The 18,643-nt window shown below is 68.2% G+C and carries 9 protein-coding genes; all 9 read left to right on the forward strand.

Annotated elements, in window-relative coordinates; genetic code table 11:
• Positions 1-144 precede the first annotated feature (144 nt).
• The 9 genes from EO081_RS06960 to EO081_RS07000 all read left to right on the forward strand — a co-directional run bounded on the left by EO081_RS06960 (position 145) and on the right by EO081_RS07000 (position 18,640).
• A complete protein-coding gene (locus tag EO081_RS06960; RefSeq protein ID WP_129341123.1) occupies positions 145-2,472 on the forward strand; it encodes a beta-N-acetylhexosaminidase in 2,328 nt (775 codons plus the stop codon).
• The gene (locus EO081_RS06965; RefSeq protein WP_129341124.1) at positions 2,469-5,057 is read left to right on the forward strand and encodes a beta-mannosidase; all 2,589 of its coding nucleotides are present in this window, start codon (positions 2,469-2,471) and stop codon (positions 5,055-5,057) included. Before EO081_RS06960 ends, EO081_RS06965 begins: the two co-directional genes overlap by 4 nt.
• Positions 5,054-7,621 (forward strand): glycoside hydrolase family 3 C-terminal domain-containing protein, encoded by a 2,568-nt coding sequence (locus EO081_RS06970; RefSeq protein WP_129341125.1) that lies wholly within the window; start codon positions 5,054-5,056, stop codon positions 7,619-7,621. Before EO081_RS06965 ends, EO081_RS06970 begins: the two co-directional genes overlap by 4 nt.
• Positions 7,618-9,042, forward strand: a complete 1,425-nt coding sequence (locus tag EO081_RS06975) for a glycoside hydrolase family 125 protein (protein WP_129341126.1) — start codon at positions 7,618-7,620, stop codon at positions 9,040-9,042. Before EO081_RS06970 ends, EO081_RS06975 begins: the two co-directional genes overlap by 4 nt.
• Before the next feature lies 1 nt (position 9,043).
• Positions 9,044-11,365, forward strand: coding sequence for a GH92 family glycosyl hydrolase (locus tag EO081_RS06980; protein WP_129341127.1), 2,322 nt, complete (start codon positions 9,044-9,046; stop codon positions 11,363-11,365).
• Between the two features lie 22 nt (positions 11,366-11,387).
• The gene (locus EO081_RS06985) at positions 11,388-13,310 is read left to right on the forward strand and encodes an alpha-L-fucosidase (protein WP_129341128.1); all 1,923 of its coding nucleotides are present in this window, start codon (positions 11,388-11,390) and stop codon (positions 13,308-13,310) included.
• A 245-nt stretch (positions 13,311-13,555) separates the two neighbouring features.
• Positions 13,556-14,551, forward strand: a complete 996-nt coding sequence (locus tag EO081_RS06990) for a glycosylasparaginase (protein ID WP_240697566.1) — start codon at positions 13,556-13,558, stop codon at positions 14,549-14,551.
• An 11-nt stretch (positions 14,552-14,562) separates the two neighbouring features.
• Positions 14,563-17,640: a TonB-dependent receptor domain-containing protein gene (locus tag EO081_RS06995; RefSeq protein ID WP_240697567.1), complete on the forward strand. Its 3,078-nt coding sequence runs from the start codon at positions 14,563-14,565 to the stop codon at positions 17,638-17,640.
• A 154-nt stretch (positions 17,641-17,794) separates the two neighbouring features.
• A complete protein-coding gene (locus tag EO081_RS07000; RefSeq protein ID WP_129341130.1) occupies positions 17,795-18,640 on the forward strand; it encodes an oxidoreductase in 846 nt (281 codons plus the stop codon).
• The last annotated feature ends 3 nt before the right edge of the window (positions 18,641-18,643 follow it).

Here is an 18,643-nt window from a genome sequence, read left to right on the forward strand (position 1 = left end):
TTGCCCTGGGAACAGTCCGCAGGGCCTCTGCCTCGAGCCGCCCGCCCGGCCGGCAGAACAGCACTGTTGCGCCTCAGGACTTATATTGGTTACACAGTTACAAGACCAGGGCGCGGAACGTTCGATCACCAGGGGGAGAATCCAATGGCAGCATGTATCGCCCGGGATGGGCGGCGGGTCCTTACGGCGCTTCTGCTTCTCGGCGCCGCAGCGCCGGCCCTGGCGGGTCCGCTGCCACTCGTGCCGGCGCCGGCATCGGTCGTTGCCGGCAGCGCCAGCTTCACCGTTCGCGACGGCACTGCCATCGCCACGGCCCACGGCGACGCCGCAGCCGAGGCCGCGGCCCGGATCCTGATCACCCATGTCCGCACCGAACGCGGCCTGGCGCTTTCGCAGACAAGCGGCGCCGCCCCGATCACGCTCGTACGCGACGCCGCGATCGCAGGAGACGAGGCGTATCGGCTGACGGTGACCGCCACCGGCATCCGCATCGCTGCGTCGGGCGACCGCGGCCTTCTCTATGGCGCGATGACGCTCGCGCAGCTGCTTAGCCCCGACCGCGCGTTCGGCAAGCCGGTGAAGGTCGACGCCGTCACCATCGAGGACGCGCCCCGCTTTGCCTGGCGCGGGTTGATGATCGACACCACGCGGCACTTCATCACGCTGGAGGCCATCCGCACCATCGTCGACCAGATGGCGTCGGTGAAGCTCAACACGCTGCACCTCCACCTGACGGACGACCAGGGATGGCGCTTCGAGGTGAAGCGCTATCCCAAGCTGACCGACGTCGGCGCGTGGCGCACCCCGCCCTCCTCCGGCGGCACGCCCGGGGCAAGGGTCGGAGGCTTCTATACCCAGGACGAACTCAAGCAGCTGGTCGCCTATGCGGCAGAGCGCGGCATCACCATCGTGCCGGAAGTCGACCTTCCGGGCCATGCGCAGGCGCTGGTTGCGGCCTACCCCGAGCTCGGCGTGCTCGGCGACCGGCCCGAAGTGTCGCCGGACTGGGGCATCAATCCCTATCTGCTGAACCCCGGTCCCAAGGGCGTCGAGTTCGTGAAGAACGTGCTGGACGAGCTGACGGCGGTCTTCCCGGGCACCTACATCCACCTAGGCGGGGACGAGGCGGTCAAGGACCAGTGGGAACGCTCGCCCGAGGTGCAGGCGCAGATCAAGGCGTTGGGCCTGAAGAACGAGAACCAGTTGCAGAGCTGGCTGATCGAGCAGTTCGGGAATTATCTAGCGAGCAAGGGCCGGCGACTGATCGGCTGGGACGAGATCCTGGAAGGCGGCGTGCCAGCCTCGGCCTCGGTGATGTCGTGGCGCGGCGAGAAGGGCGCGATCGAGGCGGCGAACCTCGGCCATGACGTGGTGCTCTCGCCGGCGCCCACCCTCTATCTCGACAGCCTGCAGAGCGATCGGGGCGACGAGCCGCCGGGTCGCATCATCATCCAGTCGCTCGAGAGCGTGTACCGCTACGATCCGATGCCGGCCGGGATTGCCGGCGACAAGGCGAAGCATGTGCTGGGCGCGCAGGCCAATGCCTGGAGCGAGTATCTGGTGACCCCCTATCAGGTGCAGCACGCGATGTTTCCGCGCGCGGCGGCACTGGCCGAGATCAACTGGTCGCCCAAGGACAAGCGCGACTTCGGCGGCTTCCTGGAGCGCGTCGGGCCGCAGATCGAGCGCTGGAAGCGTTCGGGCCTGGAGGTAGCCGACAGCGCCTTTGCCGTCGACTTCAAGGTGCAGGGCAGCCGCGGCGACGCGCTGCGGGCGAACAAGGCGCTGATCGCGCTGAGCACGCAGGCGCCCCATGGAACGATCCGCTACACGCTCGACGGCAAGGAGCCGACCGCTCGATCGAAGGCGTACAAGGGGCCGCTGAGCCTGGTGCCCGGCGTCACCGTCCGGGCCGCAGCATTCGACCGCGCCGGCAATGCGCTGGCGGCGGTTCGCAGCTTCGACACCGGCCGGGCGGCACTGCTCACCCGCACCGCCTCGGAGCTCACCGGGTGCCCGAGCGGGGCGCTGTGGCTGCGACTGCCGCTCACCGCCGATGCGACGGCCAACGGCCCGGCCTACAACGTCAACGTCTTCGACACGTGCAGCGTCTATCCGGCGGCGCCGGTCGACGTCGCGAGCGGCTTCACGATCGAAGTCGCGCGGCTGCCGCGCAACTTCGGCCTGGCGCATGACACGGGCAAGGTCCGCCGCCACTACAACGTCACCCCGCACGGCGAGCTGATCGTGACGGCGGGCTGCCCGGTGAGCGGCGACGACAAGGCGGCCAAGCCGACGCCGCTCGGCACCTTCCCGCTGCCCGACCCCGCCACCGCGCCTGCGCGCTTCCGCGTCACGGGCACGCTTCCCAAGCTGGAGGGCGATCGCGACCTCTGCTTCCAGTTCACCTCCCCGATTTCCGATCCCCTTTATGCCGTCGAACGGGCGACGCTTACGGAGACCGCACGATGAAGCGTTGGTTCGCCCTGCCCCTGTTGTTCGCGGCATTGCCGGCCTGGGGCGCGCCGCGCACCAGCGTCTCGCTGGATGGTGCGTGGCAGGTCCGCATCGACCCGACCGACGCGACTTCCGCCGGACAGCACCCGCGCGAGGCGAAGTGGTTCCGCGCGCAGGTGCCCGGCAGCGTCCAGCAGGACCTGATCGCGGCCAAGCGCGTACCGGACCCGTTCCAGGGGCTGAACGAGGACAAGATCCAGTGGGCGGGGCTCACCAACTGGCAGTTCCGCCGCATCATCGACGTGACGCCGGAAATGCTTCGGCGCGATCACCTGGACCTGGTGTTCGACGGGCTGGATACCTTTGCGACGGTCTCGGTGAACGGGCAGCAGCTGCTCACCACCGCCAACGCGCACCGTCAGTGGCGCGTCGACGCCAAGCCGGCGCTGAAGGTCGGGCGCAACGAACTGCTGGTGTCGATCGCCTCGCCGGTGCGCACGCTGCAGCCGATGGTGCTCAAGGAGGCGAACCCGCTTCCGGGCGAATATGACTCCGCCTATGGCGACGAGCCCAAGGGCAAGCAGACCTCGCCCTACATCCGAAAGCCCAAGTACCACTATAGCTGGGACTGGGGCCCCCGCATCATCAACATCGGCCTATGGCGTCCGGTGCGGCTGGAAGCGTGGGACGATGTGCGGATCGAGACGCTCCAGGTCGACCAGGAAGCGATCAACGATGCCGAGGCGCAGCTGACGGCGCGCTATACGCTGGTGGCGGATACCGCCGGCAGCGTGACGCTGCGCACCAGCGTCGTGGGTCCGAACGGGCAGACGCAGCCGGTCGAGCGGACGGTGCAGGTCGCGGCCGGCGAAAACCGGATTACGGTGCCGCTCACCATCGCCAATCCGCAGCGCTGGCAGCCGGTCGGCTATGGCGCCCAGCCCATGTACCGCGTGCAGGCGGCGCTGGTCGAAGGAGGCGCCGAGACGGATCGAACCGAGCGGCGCATCGGCCTGCGCACGGTCGAGCTGCTGACCAAGGACGGCGGCTTCGGCTTCCAGGTCAACGGCATTCCGATCTTCGCCAAGGGCGCGAACGTGATCCCGTTCGACAACTTCCCAAGCCGGGTGCCGGCCGCACAGATGCGCCACATCCTGCAGGGCGCGGTCGACGCCAACATGAACATGCTGCGCATCTGGGGCGGCGGCTATTATCTCGACCACGCCTTCTACGCGATGGCGGACGAGATGGGCATCATGGTCTGGCAGGACTTCATGTTCGGCGGGTCGGTGACGCCCCCGGATGCCGAGTTCCGCGAGAACGTCCGTGTCGAGGCCGAGCAGCAGGTCGCGCGGCTCCAGGCGCACCCCTCCGTCATCGCCTGGTCGGGCGGCAACGAGGTGCTGTCGGGTTGGGAAAACTGGTCCGACCGCAAGGCGTTCAAGAAGCGCATCGGCGCCGACGAGCAGGAGCGGATCGGCGCGGGCATGGCCGTGCTGTTCAACCAGGTGCTGCGCGACGCAGTGCTCACCCGCTCGCCGGGCACGCCCTATTGGCCGGGTTCGCCCTCGACTAACTATGAGGGTCCGGTCGATACCGACGCGGCGGGCGACCGCCACTTCTGGGATGTGTGGTCCGGCTCCAAGCCGGTCGAGAACTACCTCGACAGCTGCACGCGCTTCATGTCCGAATATGGCTTCCAGGCGATGCCGGACGTGGCGACGATCCGCGAATTCGCCGGCAACGGCCCGCTCGCGCTCGACAGCCCGGTGCTGAAGGGCCACCAGAAGTTCCTGGCCGGCAAAGGTAACGAGCGGCTGAAGATGTACCTCGACCAGCGGCTGCGCCCGGCCAAGGACTTCGCCGACACGGTGTACCTGACCCAGGTCAACCAGGCGCAGGCGATCGACATGGCCGCGCGCCACCATCGTGCCTGCCGCCCGACCAACATGGGCTCGCTCTACTGGCAGATGAACGACACCTGGCCCGCGATCTCCTGGGCGAGCATCGACTATCATGGCCGGTGGAAGCTGCTGAACTACGCCGCACGCCGCTTCTTCGCACCGCAGGCGATCGTTGCGGAGAACCGCGGCGGCAAGACGCGGATCGCACTGGTCTCCGACGCAGTGCAGCCGATGGCGGCAGAGTGGCGCGTGCGCAGCTTCGACATGGCCGGGCAGCCGCTGGGCGACAAGGGCGGCACCACCACCCTCGCGCCGCTGTCCTCCGCCGACGTCGCGAGCTTCACCGACGCGGAACTGTTCGGCAGTGCCGCGCCCAACGCCAGCTTTGCGGTCGCCGAGCTGGTGATCGACGGCAAGACCGCGTCGCGGCAGGTGTTCGAGCGCATGCTGCCCAAGGACATGGCCTATCCGGCGCCGGGCCTGACCGCCCGCTGGGAGGGCAAGCGCGTGACGATCACCGCCAAGAACCTTGCCCGCGCGGTGATGCTCGACTTCGGCGCGGTGGCCGCGCAGCCGAGCGATGACGGATTCGACCTGCTGCCGGGCGAGAGCGTGACGATCGACGTCGCTTCGGACGCCTCCGCAAGCGCGCTCGCGCGCGCCCTTACCCTTCGTACCCTGAGCACCCAGCCATGATCTTCCTCCCCCTGCTTCTCGCCGGCGTCGAGGCGCCGGCCGATCCGGTCGTGGCGACGGTGTCGCAGATGTCGATCGAGGAGAAGGCGGCGCAGCTCCAGAGCAGCGCGCCCGCCGATCCCAAGGCCGATCTGCCCGCCTATGACTGGTGGAACGAGGGGTTGCACGGGCTGGCGCGCAACGGCGTCGCCACCGTGTTCCCACAGGCGATCGGCATGGCCGCGACCTGGGACGTGCAACTGCTGCACGACATCGGCGACGTGGTCTCGACCGAGGCGCGCGCGATGTACAATCGCAAGCCCGTCGACGCCGATCGGCTGATCTACGAGGGGCTGACGATCTGGTCGCCCAACATCAACATCTTCCGCGATCCGCGCTGGGGCCGCGGGCAGGAAACGTACGGCGAGGACCCCCATCTGACGGGCGAGCTCGGCGTCGCCTTCATCCAGGGTCTTCAGGGACCCGACCCTGCGCACCCCAAGGTGATCGGCACGCCCAAGCACTTCGCCGTGCACAGCGGCCCGGAGGGCGGGCGCGACAGCTTCAACGTGAACGTGAGCCCGCAGGACCTGGAGTCCACCTATCTGCCGGCGTTCCGCAGTGCGATTGTCGATGGCAACGCGCAGTCGCTGATGTGCGCGTACAACTCAATCCATGGGACGCCTGCCTGTGCGCTGCCGTCGCTGATGAACGAGCGCCTGCGCAACGACTGGGGCTTCAAGGGCTTCACCGTCACCGATTGCGACGCGGCGGCGAACATCCACCTGTTCCACCACTATCGCCTGGACGCGGCATCCGCTTCGGCGGCGGCGATCAAGGGCGGCACCGACCTGAATTGCGGAACGACCTTCGGCGCATTGCCGGAAGCGGTGGCGAAGGGCCTGGTGACCGAGGCGGAAGTCGACACTGCGCTGATCCGCTCGCTGGAGGCCCGGCGCGCACTCGGCATCGCGTTCGGCGCGAGCAGCCCTTGGTCGAAGATCAAGCCCGACCAGCTTGGCGCGCCTGCGCACCACAAGCTGGCGCTGGAGGCTGCGCGCAAGTCGATCGTGCTGTTGAAGAACGATGCCGATCGCCTGCCGCTCAAGGCCGGCAGCCGCATCGCGGTCATCGGCACCAACGCCGACGACCTGGGCGTGCTGCAGGCGAACTACCACGGCACGGCCGGTGCGCCGGTGACGCCGCTCGATGGCATCCGCAAGCAGTTCGGCGCGGCTAACGTCCGCTATGCGCAAGGCTCGGTGCTCGCCGACGGTGCGCCGGTGGTGATCCCCGAGACGGCACTGCGCGCCGATGGCAAGCCGGGCCTGCGCGGCGAGTATTTCGCGAGCCGGACGGTGACGGGCACGCCGGTGGCAGTCCGGCAGGACCGGCGCGTCGACTTCGACTACAACCGCGCGGCGCCCCTGCCCCAGCTGTCGCCCGAAGGCTTTGCGGTGCGCTGGACCGGGCAGCTGGTGCCGCCCGGACCGGGCAAGTACCGGCTGGCGATCGATACGCCGGTCTGCTGGAAATACTGCAAGTCGCATGACTCGGTGCGGCTGTGGGTCGACGGCAAGCCGTTGATGACCGGCGAGATCACCAAGGGCCGCGTCGAGGTGCCGTTCGCGAGCGACGGCCGTCCCGTCGACATCCGCCTGGAACTCGATCACCAGGGTGAGGACGAGGGCATTCGCCTGCTGTGGCTGCCCCCGGCCGAGCCGTTGCTCGCCGAAGCGGTGGAGACGACGAAGGACGCGGACGTGATCGTCGCCGTGCTCGGTCTTTCGGCAGACCTGGAGGGCGAAGCGCTGCAGGTGAGCGTCCCCGGCTTCGTCGGCGGCGACCGCACCGACATCGCGCTTCCGCTCGCCCAGCAAAAGCTGCTGGAGGCGCTGCGCGAGACCGGCAAGCCGGTCGTGCTGGTGCTGACGAGCGGCAGCGCGGTGTCGGTCGACCCCGACATGGCCGACGCGATCCTCACCGCCTGGTATCCGGGCGAGTCCGGCGGCACCGCGATCGCGGAGACGCTGGCGGGGCTCAACAATCCGTCGGGTCGCCTGCCGGTCACCTTCTACCGCCAGACCAGCGACCTGCCGGCGTTCACCGACTATGGCATGAAGGAGCGCACCTACCGCTTCTTCACGGGCAAGCCGCTGTGGGGCTTCGGCCACGGGTTGAGCTACACGCGCTTCGGCTATGGCGCGCCGGTGGCGAAGGCGGGCGACACCAACGCCAACGTCTCCGTCAGCGTGCAGGTGCGCAACGACGGCAAGCGGGCCGGTGACGAGGTGGTGCAGGCCTATCTGGTGCCGCCGGCAGCCGGCAAAGGCAGCGGGCTCACCACCCCGGTGCTCCAGCGCCAGCTGGTCGCCTTCCAGCGCGTCTCGCTGAAGGCGGGCAAGACGGAGACGGTGCGGTTCGAGCTCGATCCGCGCAGCCTCAGCACGGTTGCCCGCGACGGCACGCGTACCGTCCAGCCGGGCGCCTATCGCCTCTATGTCGGCGGGGGCCAGCCGGGCGACGGCGTCGGCGCCTGGACCGACTTCACCGTGACGGGCGACGCCCGGGAGCTTGCGAAATGATCGATCGTCGTACCGTTCTGGGCGCAGGCGTCGCGCTCGCCGCCACGCCCGCCCTTGCGCGCGCCGCGCCGACGCTCGCCAGCAAGCGGCCGGCGCTTGCCGAGCGCCGCTTCACCAGCAAGGCGGTGGAGCGCGAGATCGCGCGGGTGTCGGCGAAAATCAGCGATCCCAAGCTGCGCTGGATGTTCGGCAACTGCTATCCCAACACGCTCGACACGACCGTGAAGATGGGCACCGTCGACGGCAAGCCGGACAGCTTCGTCATCACCGGCGACATCGACGCGCTGTGGCTGCGGGACTCCGCCGCACAGGTGAAGCCGTACCTGCATCTGGTGAAGCAGGATCCCAAGCTGCGCACGCTGTTCCAGGGGCTGATCCACCGCCAGGCGCGCTGCATCCTGATCGATCCCTACGCCAACGCCTTCCTGGAGGACCCGAACGGCAAGACCGAGCTCAGCTGGGCGCTGACCGACCAGACCGAGATGAAGCCGGGCGTCGCCGAGCGGAAATGGGAGATCGACTCGCTGTGCTACGCCATGCGGCTGGCACACGGCTATTGGCAGGCGACCCGCGACACGACGCCCTTCGACGCGCAGTGGGCGGAAGCCGCACGGCTGAGCATCCGCACCTTCCGCGAGCAGCAGCGCAAGGACGATCGCGGCCCCTATCGCTTCCAGCGGGTCAGCAACCGCACCACCGAGACGATGATGCTCGACGGCTGGGGTCCGCCGTCCAGGTCGGTGGGCCTGATCCACTGCGGTTTCCGCCCCTCGGACGACGCCTGCGTCTATCCCTTCCTGATCCCGGCCAACTGGTTCGCGGTGACGGCGCTGCGCGAACTGGCAGTGGTCGCGAACGAGGCGCGGCGCGACACGGCGCTCGCGCAGGACGCGACGTCGCTTGCGGCCGAGGTCGAGGCGGCGCTCCACGAAAATGGCAAGATGCGGCTGCGCGACGGACGTGAGGTCTGGGCGTTCGAGGTCGACGGCTATGGCAACGCGATCTTCATGGACGACGCCAACGTGCCGTCGCTCTCCAGCCTCGCCTATCTCGGCTGCATGCCGGCGAGCGATCCGCTGTTCCGCCGCACCGCCGAGGCCGCATGGAGCGACGTGAACCCCTATTGGTCGCGCGGGCGCGCTGCCGAGGGGATCGGTGGACCGCATGTGGGCCTCGGCCAGATCTGGCCGATGTCGCTGATCCAGCGCGCGTTCGTCGCCCAGGACGATGCGACCATCCGCAGTTGCCTCAAGATGTTGCGCGACACCGACGGTGGCACCGGCTTCATCCACGAGGCCTTCGACCAAGACGATCCGACGAAGTTCACGCGCGACTGGTTCGCCTGGGCAAACGGGCTGTTTGGCGAGTTGCTCGTTACCCTGGCCGACCGTCGCCCGAACCTGCTTGCCGAGGCGTTCTGACATGACCGCGATCACCCGCCGTACCCTGCTCGCCACTTCCGGCATCGCCGCCGCCGCTGCCGGCCTGCCCGGCTCCGCCTTCGCGCGCCGGGTCGAGCAGACGCCGCCGAACCTGTTCATCGGAACGGGTGGCGATGGCCACACCTATCCGGGACCCACGATGCCGTTCGGGATGGTTCAGGTCGGACCTGATACCGACAACACGCGGTGGGAGGGATGCTCGGGCTATCATCGCACCGACACCTCGATCATGGGCTTCTCGCACACCCATCTCTCCGGCACTGGCATCGGCGACCTGATGGACGTGCTGGTGGTGCCGACCCGCGGCCCCGTGGAACTCGTCCCCGGCCCGCGCGAGGACCCGGACAAGGGCTATCGCCAGCGCTTCTCCGAAGAACATGCCCAGCCCGGCTACTACCGCGTTCGGCTGGAAAGCGGCGTGGTGTCCGAGCTGACCGCCACCGAGCGGACCGGCTGGCAGCGCCATCGCTTCCCACAGGGCCCGGGGCATGTGCTGCTCGACTTCTGGCACATGCCGCCCGTGCAACCGCCGACCTATCGGCTGGTGCGAGACGCCACGCTGACCATTGGCGACGACGACACCATCACCGGCAGCCGATCGGTGTACCGCTGGGCGAAGGGTCGCAAGATCCACTTCGCGCTGAAGCTGTCGCGGACGCCGGACCGGGTGACCTTCTATGTCGATGACAAGGCGCAGCCGGAGGGCACGCGCACCGTGTCGGGCGACAAGCTCAAGCTGGTGCTCCACTATGACGATGCCGGTGCCGCGCCGATCCTGACCAAGTGCGGCCTGTCGGGCGTGGACGTGGCGGGCGCACGCGCGAACCTGGAGGCCGAGGGCCGCGGCTGGAACTTCGACGCGCATCGCCGCGCGGCTACCAAGGCGTGGGACAAGGCGCTCGGCACGGTGCGCGTGTCCGGCGGCACCCCGGAACAGCGCACGATCCTCTCGAGCGCCATCTATCATGCGCAGCTCGCGCCGACGCTCTTCTCGGACGTCGACGGCCGCTACATGGGGCTGGACCAGAAGGTCCACCAGCTTGCCGCCAGGGAGCGCGCCTACAGCACCTATTCGCTGTGGGACACCTATCGCACGCTGCACCCGCTGCTCACCCTGATCGCGCCCGAACAGGCGGTCGCGTTCACCCACGACCTGCTGCGCCAGAGCATCGAGAGCCCCTTCGGGCCGCCGGTGTGGCCGCTCCAGGGCGTCGAGACCGGCACGATGATCGGCTGGCACGCGGTCGCGGTGCTGGCGGAGGCGCGCGCCAAGGGCATCCCGGCCGACTATGCCGCCGCCTGGCCGGCGATCCGCAAGCGCGCGTTCGACCCGACCACACCGGACGTCGCGAGCACCCGCGCACGCGGGGACTATGCGAAGCTCGGCTATCTGCCTGCCGACCGCGTGGACGAGTCCGTCAGCCGCACCCAGGAATATGCCTATGACGACTGGGCGATGGCGCATCTGGCCGAGGCGGCGGGCGCGCACGAGGACGCCGCGGCCCTGCGCAAGCGCAGCCTGAACTATCGCAACGTGCTCGATCCGAAGATCCGCTTCGCGCGGGCACGGCTGGCGAACGGCAGCTGGATCACGCCCTACGATCCGATCCAGATCGGCCACAAGGTCGAGGAGTATCGCGACTATACCGAGGCGAACGGCTGGCAGGCGACCTTCCTGAACCAGCACGACATCTACGGGCAGATCGCGCACTTCGGCGGCGATGCGGCGTTCGAGGCGAAGCTCGACGCGCTGTTCTCGGCGCCCTCGACGCTGCCGGACAATGCGCCGCCCGACATCTCGGGGCTGGTCGGCCAGTATGCGCACGGCAACGAGCCGAGCCATCACGTCGCGTACCTCTATGCCTATACGGGCGCGCCCTGGAAGACCCAGGCGATGGTCCGGCGGCTGCTGACCGAGATGTACAAGGCGGATCCGGACGGCGTGATCGGCAACGACGACTGCGGGCAGATGAGCGCCTGGTTCGTGATGAGCGCGCTCGGCTTCTATCCGGTCGATCCGGTCGAGGCGGCCTATGTGCTGGGGTCGCCGCTGTTCGAACGCGCCGAGGTGAAGCTGGGCGGTGCCGCCAAGCTCGTGGTCGAAGCGCCGGGCAACCGCGCGGACACGCCCTATGTGGCGGCGGTACACTGGGACGGCCGGCCGTGGACACGCAGCTGGATCGGGCACCGCGAGCTGGCGAAGGGCGGCACCCTGCGCTTCACCATGAGCGCCACGCCCAACCGCGAGTTCGGACGCGCGCTTGCCGATCGCCCGCCTTCGTACGGCAGCACGCCGGCCTGATCCCGTTCCTTCGGAGTATCCCATGACCGAGTTGTCCCGGCGCACGCTGATCGCCACCAGCCTGGTGGCGAGCGCCCTTCCCGCCGGTAACGCGCACGCGGCAACCCGCGCGCGGGCACCCAAGCCCTGGGGCGCCGTCCCCTCGCCGCGCCAGTGGCGCTGGCACGGGCGGGAGGCCTATGCCTTTGTCCATTTCTCGATCAACACCTACACGGACAAGGAATGGGGGTTCGGCGACGAGAGCCCGAAGCTGTTCAACCCGACCGACTTCGATGCGGACCAGATCGTCGCCGCGGCCAAGGCCGGCGGGCTGCGCGGGCTGATCCTGACGGCCAAGCACCACGACGGCTTCTGCCTGTGGCCGACGACCCTCACCGAGCACTGCATCCGCAACAGCCCCTACAAGGACGGCAAGGGCGACATCGTGCGCGAGATGGCCGACGCCTGCCGCCGTGCCAAGCTGCCGTTCGGCCTCTACCTGTCGCCGTGGGACCGGAATCATGCGGAATACGGCCGGCCGGAGTACATCACCTATTACCGCGCACAGCTGACCGAGCTGTGCACCCGCTATGGCGAGCTGTTCGAGGTGTGGTTCGACGGCGCCAACGGCGGCGACGGCTATTATGGCGGCGCGCGGGAGGCGCGGAAGATTGATGCGCCGCGTTACTACAACTGGCCCTCGATCATCGCGCTGGTCCATAAGCTGCAGCCCAACGCCTGCACCTTCGATCCATTGGGCGCCGACATCCGTTGGGTGGGCAATGAGGATGGCGTCGCGGGCGATCCCTGCTGGCCGACCATGCCGAACGAACCGTACGACCAGAAGGACGGCAACAGCGGCGTGCGCGGCGCCGAGCTGTGGTGGCCGGCGGAGACCGACGTTTCGATCCGGCCCGGCTGGTTCTATCACGCGGACGAAGACGCCAAGGTGAAGAGTCCGGAGCGGCTGGTGCGGCTGTACGACGAATCCGTAGGGCGTGGGACCAATCTGAACCTCAACATCCCGCCCGATCGACGTGGGCGCATCGCCGACCAGGACATGAAGATCCTGACGTCGTTCGGCGACGCGATCCGCGCGACCTTCGCCCGGGATCTCGCCACGGGGGCGGTGGCGAGCGCCAGTCACAGCCGCGGACGCGGGTTCGAGCCGGCGCGGGTGCTCGATGGGGATCGCGAAAGCTATTGGTCCACGCCCGACGGCGTCACCACGCCCAGCCTGACGCTGGACCTGCCGCCGGGCCACAGCTTCGACGTGATCCGGCTGCGCGAATATCTGCCCTTGGGAGTGCGGGTGACGCGCTTCGCGATCGACGCGGAAGTGGATGGTCGCTGGCAGGCCTTGGGCGAGCACGCGTGCATCTCCGCCCAGCGGATCGTCCGCCTGGAAAAGCCGATCACCGCACGGCGCGTTCGGCTGCGCATCCTGGAGGCGCCGGTGAGCCCGGCGATCAGCGAGTTCGCGCTGTTCCGCTCGGTCGCACCCGTGGACGTGCCGGCGATCATCTCTTCCGACCCCACCGTGCTCGACACGGCAGGCTGGAAGATCGTCGAGGCAAGCGCGCCCGGGGCGGAGAAGCTGCTCGACAATGACGCCGGCACCATCTGGGCACAGCCGGCACCGGCTGCCGGAAAGCCCGCCGGGGTGACGGTGGCGTTGCCCGAGGCGGTACTGCTCGCGGGCTTCAGCCTGACCCCGTCGCGCCAGGTGATGACCAATGCAGCGCCGCCGAAGGGCTATGTCGCGGAGACCAGCGTCGACGGGAGGAACTGGCAGGCCGCGGCCACCGGCGAGTTCAGCAACATCGCCTATGCACTCTCCACCCAGCGCATCACCTTCGACGCGCCGCGCAACGCTCGCTTCTTGCGGTTGCGCTTCGCGGAGACGGCACTGCCCACACCGCGCCTGGCCGTGGCCGGGATCGGCGGGTTCACCGCGCAGCGGTAGCGCTTCCATCGATGGGTCGCCGAAGGCCGCGGACATCGCGTTCGCGGCCTTTTGCGCGTGCCCGGCTCGCCTGCGAGCGCGGCAGCTCCACCGCCGTTCAAGGAGAAAACCTTTAACGTTTTTGGTATTGTATTGATCTGGCTCCTGTGACAGGTTTGTTTCAGATCAGCGGTACCAAAGATGGTAGCGCTCATATGGGCCGGTCCACGCCACACGGCGGGCCGGGGCATCGGGGAGGCCATATCGTGATCGTTTCGCGCCGAGATACGCTTGCTATCGGCCTCGCCGGCATCGCGTCCGCATCGGTCGCGCGGGCAGCCCCCGCCAGCCGCGCGCTGATCGTCTCCACCTGGGATTTCGGCGCCGCGGCAAACGCCGCCGCCTTCGCCCGCTTCAAGGCGGGCGGCACGCTGATCGACGCGGTCGAAGCCGGGGCACAGGTGCCCGAGGCCGATGTGACCAACCATTCCGTAGGCTTTGGCGGCTATCCGGATCGCGATGGCCATGTGACGCTCGACGCGATCATCATGGACGACCAGGGCCATGTCGGCGCGGTTGCGGCGCTGGAGGACGTGCTCCACCCGATCTCCGTCGCGCGCCGCGTCATGGAAAAGACTCCGCACACGATGCTGGTGGGCGAAGGTGCCCGCCAGTTCGCGGTTGCCGAAGGTTTCGAACGCACCAAGCTGCTGACGCCGGAGGCCGAGGCGGCGTGGCGGGACTGGCTGAAGACCGCCAAGTACCAGCCGGTCGCCAATATCGAGAACCAGCGCGGCTCCGCACTCGACCACGACACGATCGGCATCCTCGCCTGCGGCCCGGACGGTCGGCTGGCGGGCGCGTGCACGACCTCGGGCATGGCGTTCAAGCTGCGGGGGCGCGTCGGCGACTCCCCGCAGGCGGGCTGCGGGCTGATGGTCGAGCCGGGGGTCGGCGCGGCGACCGCGACCGGCGTCGGCGAAGAAGTCACCCGCATCGCCGGCGCCGCCCGGATCACCAGTTCGATGCGTATGGGCATGGACCCTCAGGCCGCCTGCCGAGAGGCCGTGCAGCATATCGCCAAGCTTCGCGGCGAGGCCGTCCGGGACGCGCAGGTCGCGTTCCTGGCGATCGACGCCAAGGGCCGGGTTGGTGCCTTCGCGCACCTGCCCGGCTTCACCTACGCGGTCACCGACACGACCGGCAGGACCAGCATCCACGCCGCACAAAGCCTCAAAGGGCCGGCGGGCGCAAAGAACTAAAGGGACGATTGATGAAGACGATGACGCGTTTGTTGCTGGCGTCCACCTGCATCGCCGGCGTTGCCGCGATGCCGGCGATGGCCCAGGAGGCCAATGTCACCGGCGGTCCGATTGCGACGGACTCCGCCCTGGAAGCTCCCCAGGCGAATGAAGATGCCCCGGCCGACGCCGGCGGCGCCATCGTCGTCACCGGATCGCGCATCAGCCGCCCGAACGCCACCGCAGCAGCACCGATCACTTCGGTCACTTCCGAGTCCATCCGCGCGCAGGCGGCGGTGAACATCGAAGAAGTGCTCAACCGCATCCCGCAGGTCGCCCCCGACAGCCAGCAGAACTACGCGGACTCCGACGGCCGCCAGCGCATCAAGCTGCGCAACCTGGGCTTCGAGCGCACGCTCGTCCTGGTCGACGGCAAGCGCCTGGGCACGGTGAACGGCCTGGACGCCAACATGATCCCGACCTCGCTGATCAAGCGCGTCGACGTGCTGACCGGGGGCGCTTCGGCGGTCTATGGTTCGGACGCGATCGCGGGCGTCGTGAACTTCGTCCTCGACGACGATTTCGAGGGCGTGCAGATCAACGGCAACTACAACTTCTACGCGCACCACAACAAGTCGGGCCTCGCGACCGATGTCGCCAACGGCTACAATTTCGCGCAGCCGGCACGCGGCAATGCGTTCGACGGCGGCCGCACCGACCTTTCGATCACGGCCGGCAAGAAGCTGTTCGACGACCGCTTCCACATCTCGGGCTACGTGAACTATCGGCAGGCCGACCTGGTCGCGATGAACGACCGCGAGTTTGCGGCTTGCGAACTCACGCAGCCGGTCAAGGACGGCGCGCTGGGCTGCGCCACCTCCGCCTATACGCCCCTGGGCTATATCTCGCCGGGCAGCGGCCCGAACGCGGGCAACACCTACGTCAACGCTCCGAACGGTTCGGGTGCGCTGCTGCCCTATTCGGAAGAATATGCCGCCAACCTGTACGACGGCACGGCGCTCCAGCGTTCCAACGAACGGTGGAATGCCGGCGGCTTCGCCTCGTTCGAGATCTCGCCCGCAGCCGAAGTCTATGCGAGCGCGATGTGGTTCCGCGACAAGTCGAGCAACCCCTTCCCTGCGCGCATCCTGGCGCCGTCGAACTACGGGTCCGACGCGACGGGCGCCTCCCTCAAATACACGGTCCGCTGCGACAACCCGTACATGTCGGCGGAACAGGCGCAGGTGATCTGCGGCACCGCCGCGGGCACCTCGGCCACGACCCCGGTCGATCTGCGCTACCGCGCCAATGGCGTGGCCCCGATCAACGACAGCTATGTGAACAAGGGTCTTCGCATCACCGGCGGCGTCCGCGGCGAGATCGCCCAGGGCTGGAGCTATGACGTCGGTGGCGTCTACGCCCGCAACCAGATGGACATGACCTGGGGCATGCCCAACTTCGATCGCGTCAACAACGCGCTCGACGTCGTCAGCAGCAATGGCACCGTCACCTGCCGCGACGCAAGCGACGGCTGCCTGCCGTTCAACCCGTTCCAGGCGAACTCGCCGACCAACAACCAGGCGCTGTTCGACTATCTGATGGTCGGCGGCTACGGCACCCAGAAGACCGTCAACACGCTCTACAATGCCATCGTCACGGTCCAGGGCGACCTGGGCGAGCACGGCATCACCAGCCCCTGGGCCGAACAGGGCGTCGCGGTCGCGTTCGGCGCCGAGTTCCGCGAAGATCAGCTGGAATCGACCGCGGACTCGGTCTGGCGCACGCAGTTCGGCGGCTCGGACCAGGACCTTTCGCAGCACGTCTGGGAAGGCAACGTCGAGCTTCAGGTGCCGATCGTGGAGAACAAGCCGTTCGCGGACCTGCTGCAGGTGAACGGCGCCTATCGCCTGTCCAAGTACAGCAGCAACCCGAAGACCTTCTCGACCTGGAAGGCCGAGGCAATCTGGGCACCGATCCCGGACATCACCTTCCGCGCGTCGATGAACCGCGCCCAGCGCGCACCCACGGTCGTCGAGGCGTTCCAGGCGAGCAACAGCAGCTACGATCGCATCGACCCGAATTCGTTCAACGACTTCTGCGCACCGACGATCCTGCGCTACGAGACCAACGGCGCGGGCCAGCAGGTACCCGTATTCGGTGCCCCGCAGGCGTCGCGTGAGGTCTGCGCCGCCACCGGTCTGGCCGACAGCCTGTACGGCAGCGAGACCCTGCTCTGCCCGACCGATGTCGGCTGCACCACGCGCAGCGGCGGCTTCACGGTCGACCCGGAAACGGCCTACACCAAGACCTTCGGCATCGTGCTGAAGCCGCGGTTCCTGCCGGGCCTGACCGTGTCGGTCGATCGCTACCTGATCGATCTGAACGACTCGATCGGCTACAACAACTACGACTTCTTCCGCGATGGCTGCCTGTCGAGCGGCGACGAGTTCTTCTGCTCGATGTTCGTGCGCAATGCGGACGGCACGCTGTACAGCCCGACCAACACCAATGCGGAAAGCGGCTACGTCCGCAGCGGCACGACCAACTACTACAAGAGCAAGTCTTACGGCTGGGATTTCCAGGCACAATATGCGCTGCGCATGGGTTCGGCCGGCAAGCTCGACTTCGACTTCTCGGGTTCGCTGACCACGCTGCTGGGTGCGCAGGACGCGCCGACGCTCAACAAGCGCAACTGCGTCGGCTATTACGGCGGGGCCGGCTGCGGCCAGTTCATCCCGAAGTGGACGCACAACCTGCGCGGCACCTACACCACCGACGATGGCGTGTTCACCGCGTCGCTCAACTGGCGCTACCTGGGCCCGCTGACCAACGTGTCCAACTCGGGCGACACCAACCTCGGCTGGACGCCGGACGCGACGCGCGAGACCTTCTACAAGGTCAAGGCCGTCAGCTACTTCGACCTGGCGCTCGCCTTCCGCGTGAACGAGCAGTTTTCGTGGCGACTGGCCGCGAACAACCTCCTCGACAAGTCGCCGCCGGTGTTCCCGAACTCGCGCGACGTGACGGGCCTCTTCCGCAACAACACGATCTCCTCGCGGTACGACATCCTCGGCCGTCAGATCGCCGTCGGCGCGACGATCAACTTCTGATCCCGTCCCTTCGGACATCCAAGTTCCCATGAACTGGGCCCATGCTCTCGCGAGCATGGGCCCTTTTTTTTGCGCATGCGCCAGACGGGTCGCGGGTTGCGGAGCGGGAGGCGGTGCCTACCTAGCGGGTCCCCTCCCCGACGCGGACGTCCCCATGCCCCCATCCTCCCCCGTCTGGTTCATCACCGGCTGTTCCACCGGCTTCGGGCGCGAACTCGCGACCCGCGTGCTCGATCGCGGCTGGCGCGGGGTGGTGACGGCTCGCAACCGCGACAGCGTGGCCGACCTGGTCGAAGGGCGCGAGGATCGCGCACTGGCCGTCGCCCTGGACGTCACGGATCATGCCCAGATCGCCAGTGCGGTGGCAGCCGCGCGGGACAAGTTCGGGCGCATCGACGTGCTCGTGAACAACGCGGGCTATGGCTATCAGAGCAGCATCGAGGAGGGCGAGGAGCCGGAAATCCGCGCCCAATTCGACGCGAACGTCTTTGGCCTGTTCGCCCTGACGCGCGCCGTTCTGCCGATCCTGCGCGGGCAGCGCAGCGGGCGCATCCTCAACATCACCTCGGTAGCAGGCCTCGCAGGCTTTCCCGCCTCGGGCTACTATGCCGCATCGAAGCATGCGGTGGAGGGTTGGTCGGATACGCTGCGGGCCGAAGCCGCACCGCTCGGCATCCACGTCACCTGCATCGAGCCGGGACCGTTCCGCACCGACTGGGCGGGCCGGTCGCTCCGCCAGACGCCGAACCGCATCGCCGACTATGCGGAGACCGCGGGCAAGCGGATGGACGACACCCGCGGCGTGAGCGGCACCCAGGCCGGCGATCCGGCACGCGCCGCCGACGCGATGATCGCGCTTTCCGAACAACCCGATCCGCCGCGTCACCTGGTGCTCGGCCGCTTCGGCCATGACGCCGTGGTTGCGCGGCTCAAGGAACGCCTCGCCGAGATCGAGCGCTATCGCGACATCAGCCTCGCCACCGACTTTCCCGACGCCTGACGG

The sequence above is a fragment of the Sphingomonas desiccabilis genome (assembly GCF_004135605.1).
GTDB lineage: Bacteria > Pseudomonadota > Alphaproteobacteria > Sphingomonadales > Sphingomonadaceae > Sphingomonas > Sphingomonas desiccabilis.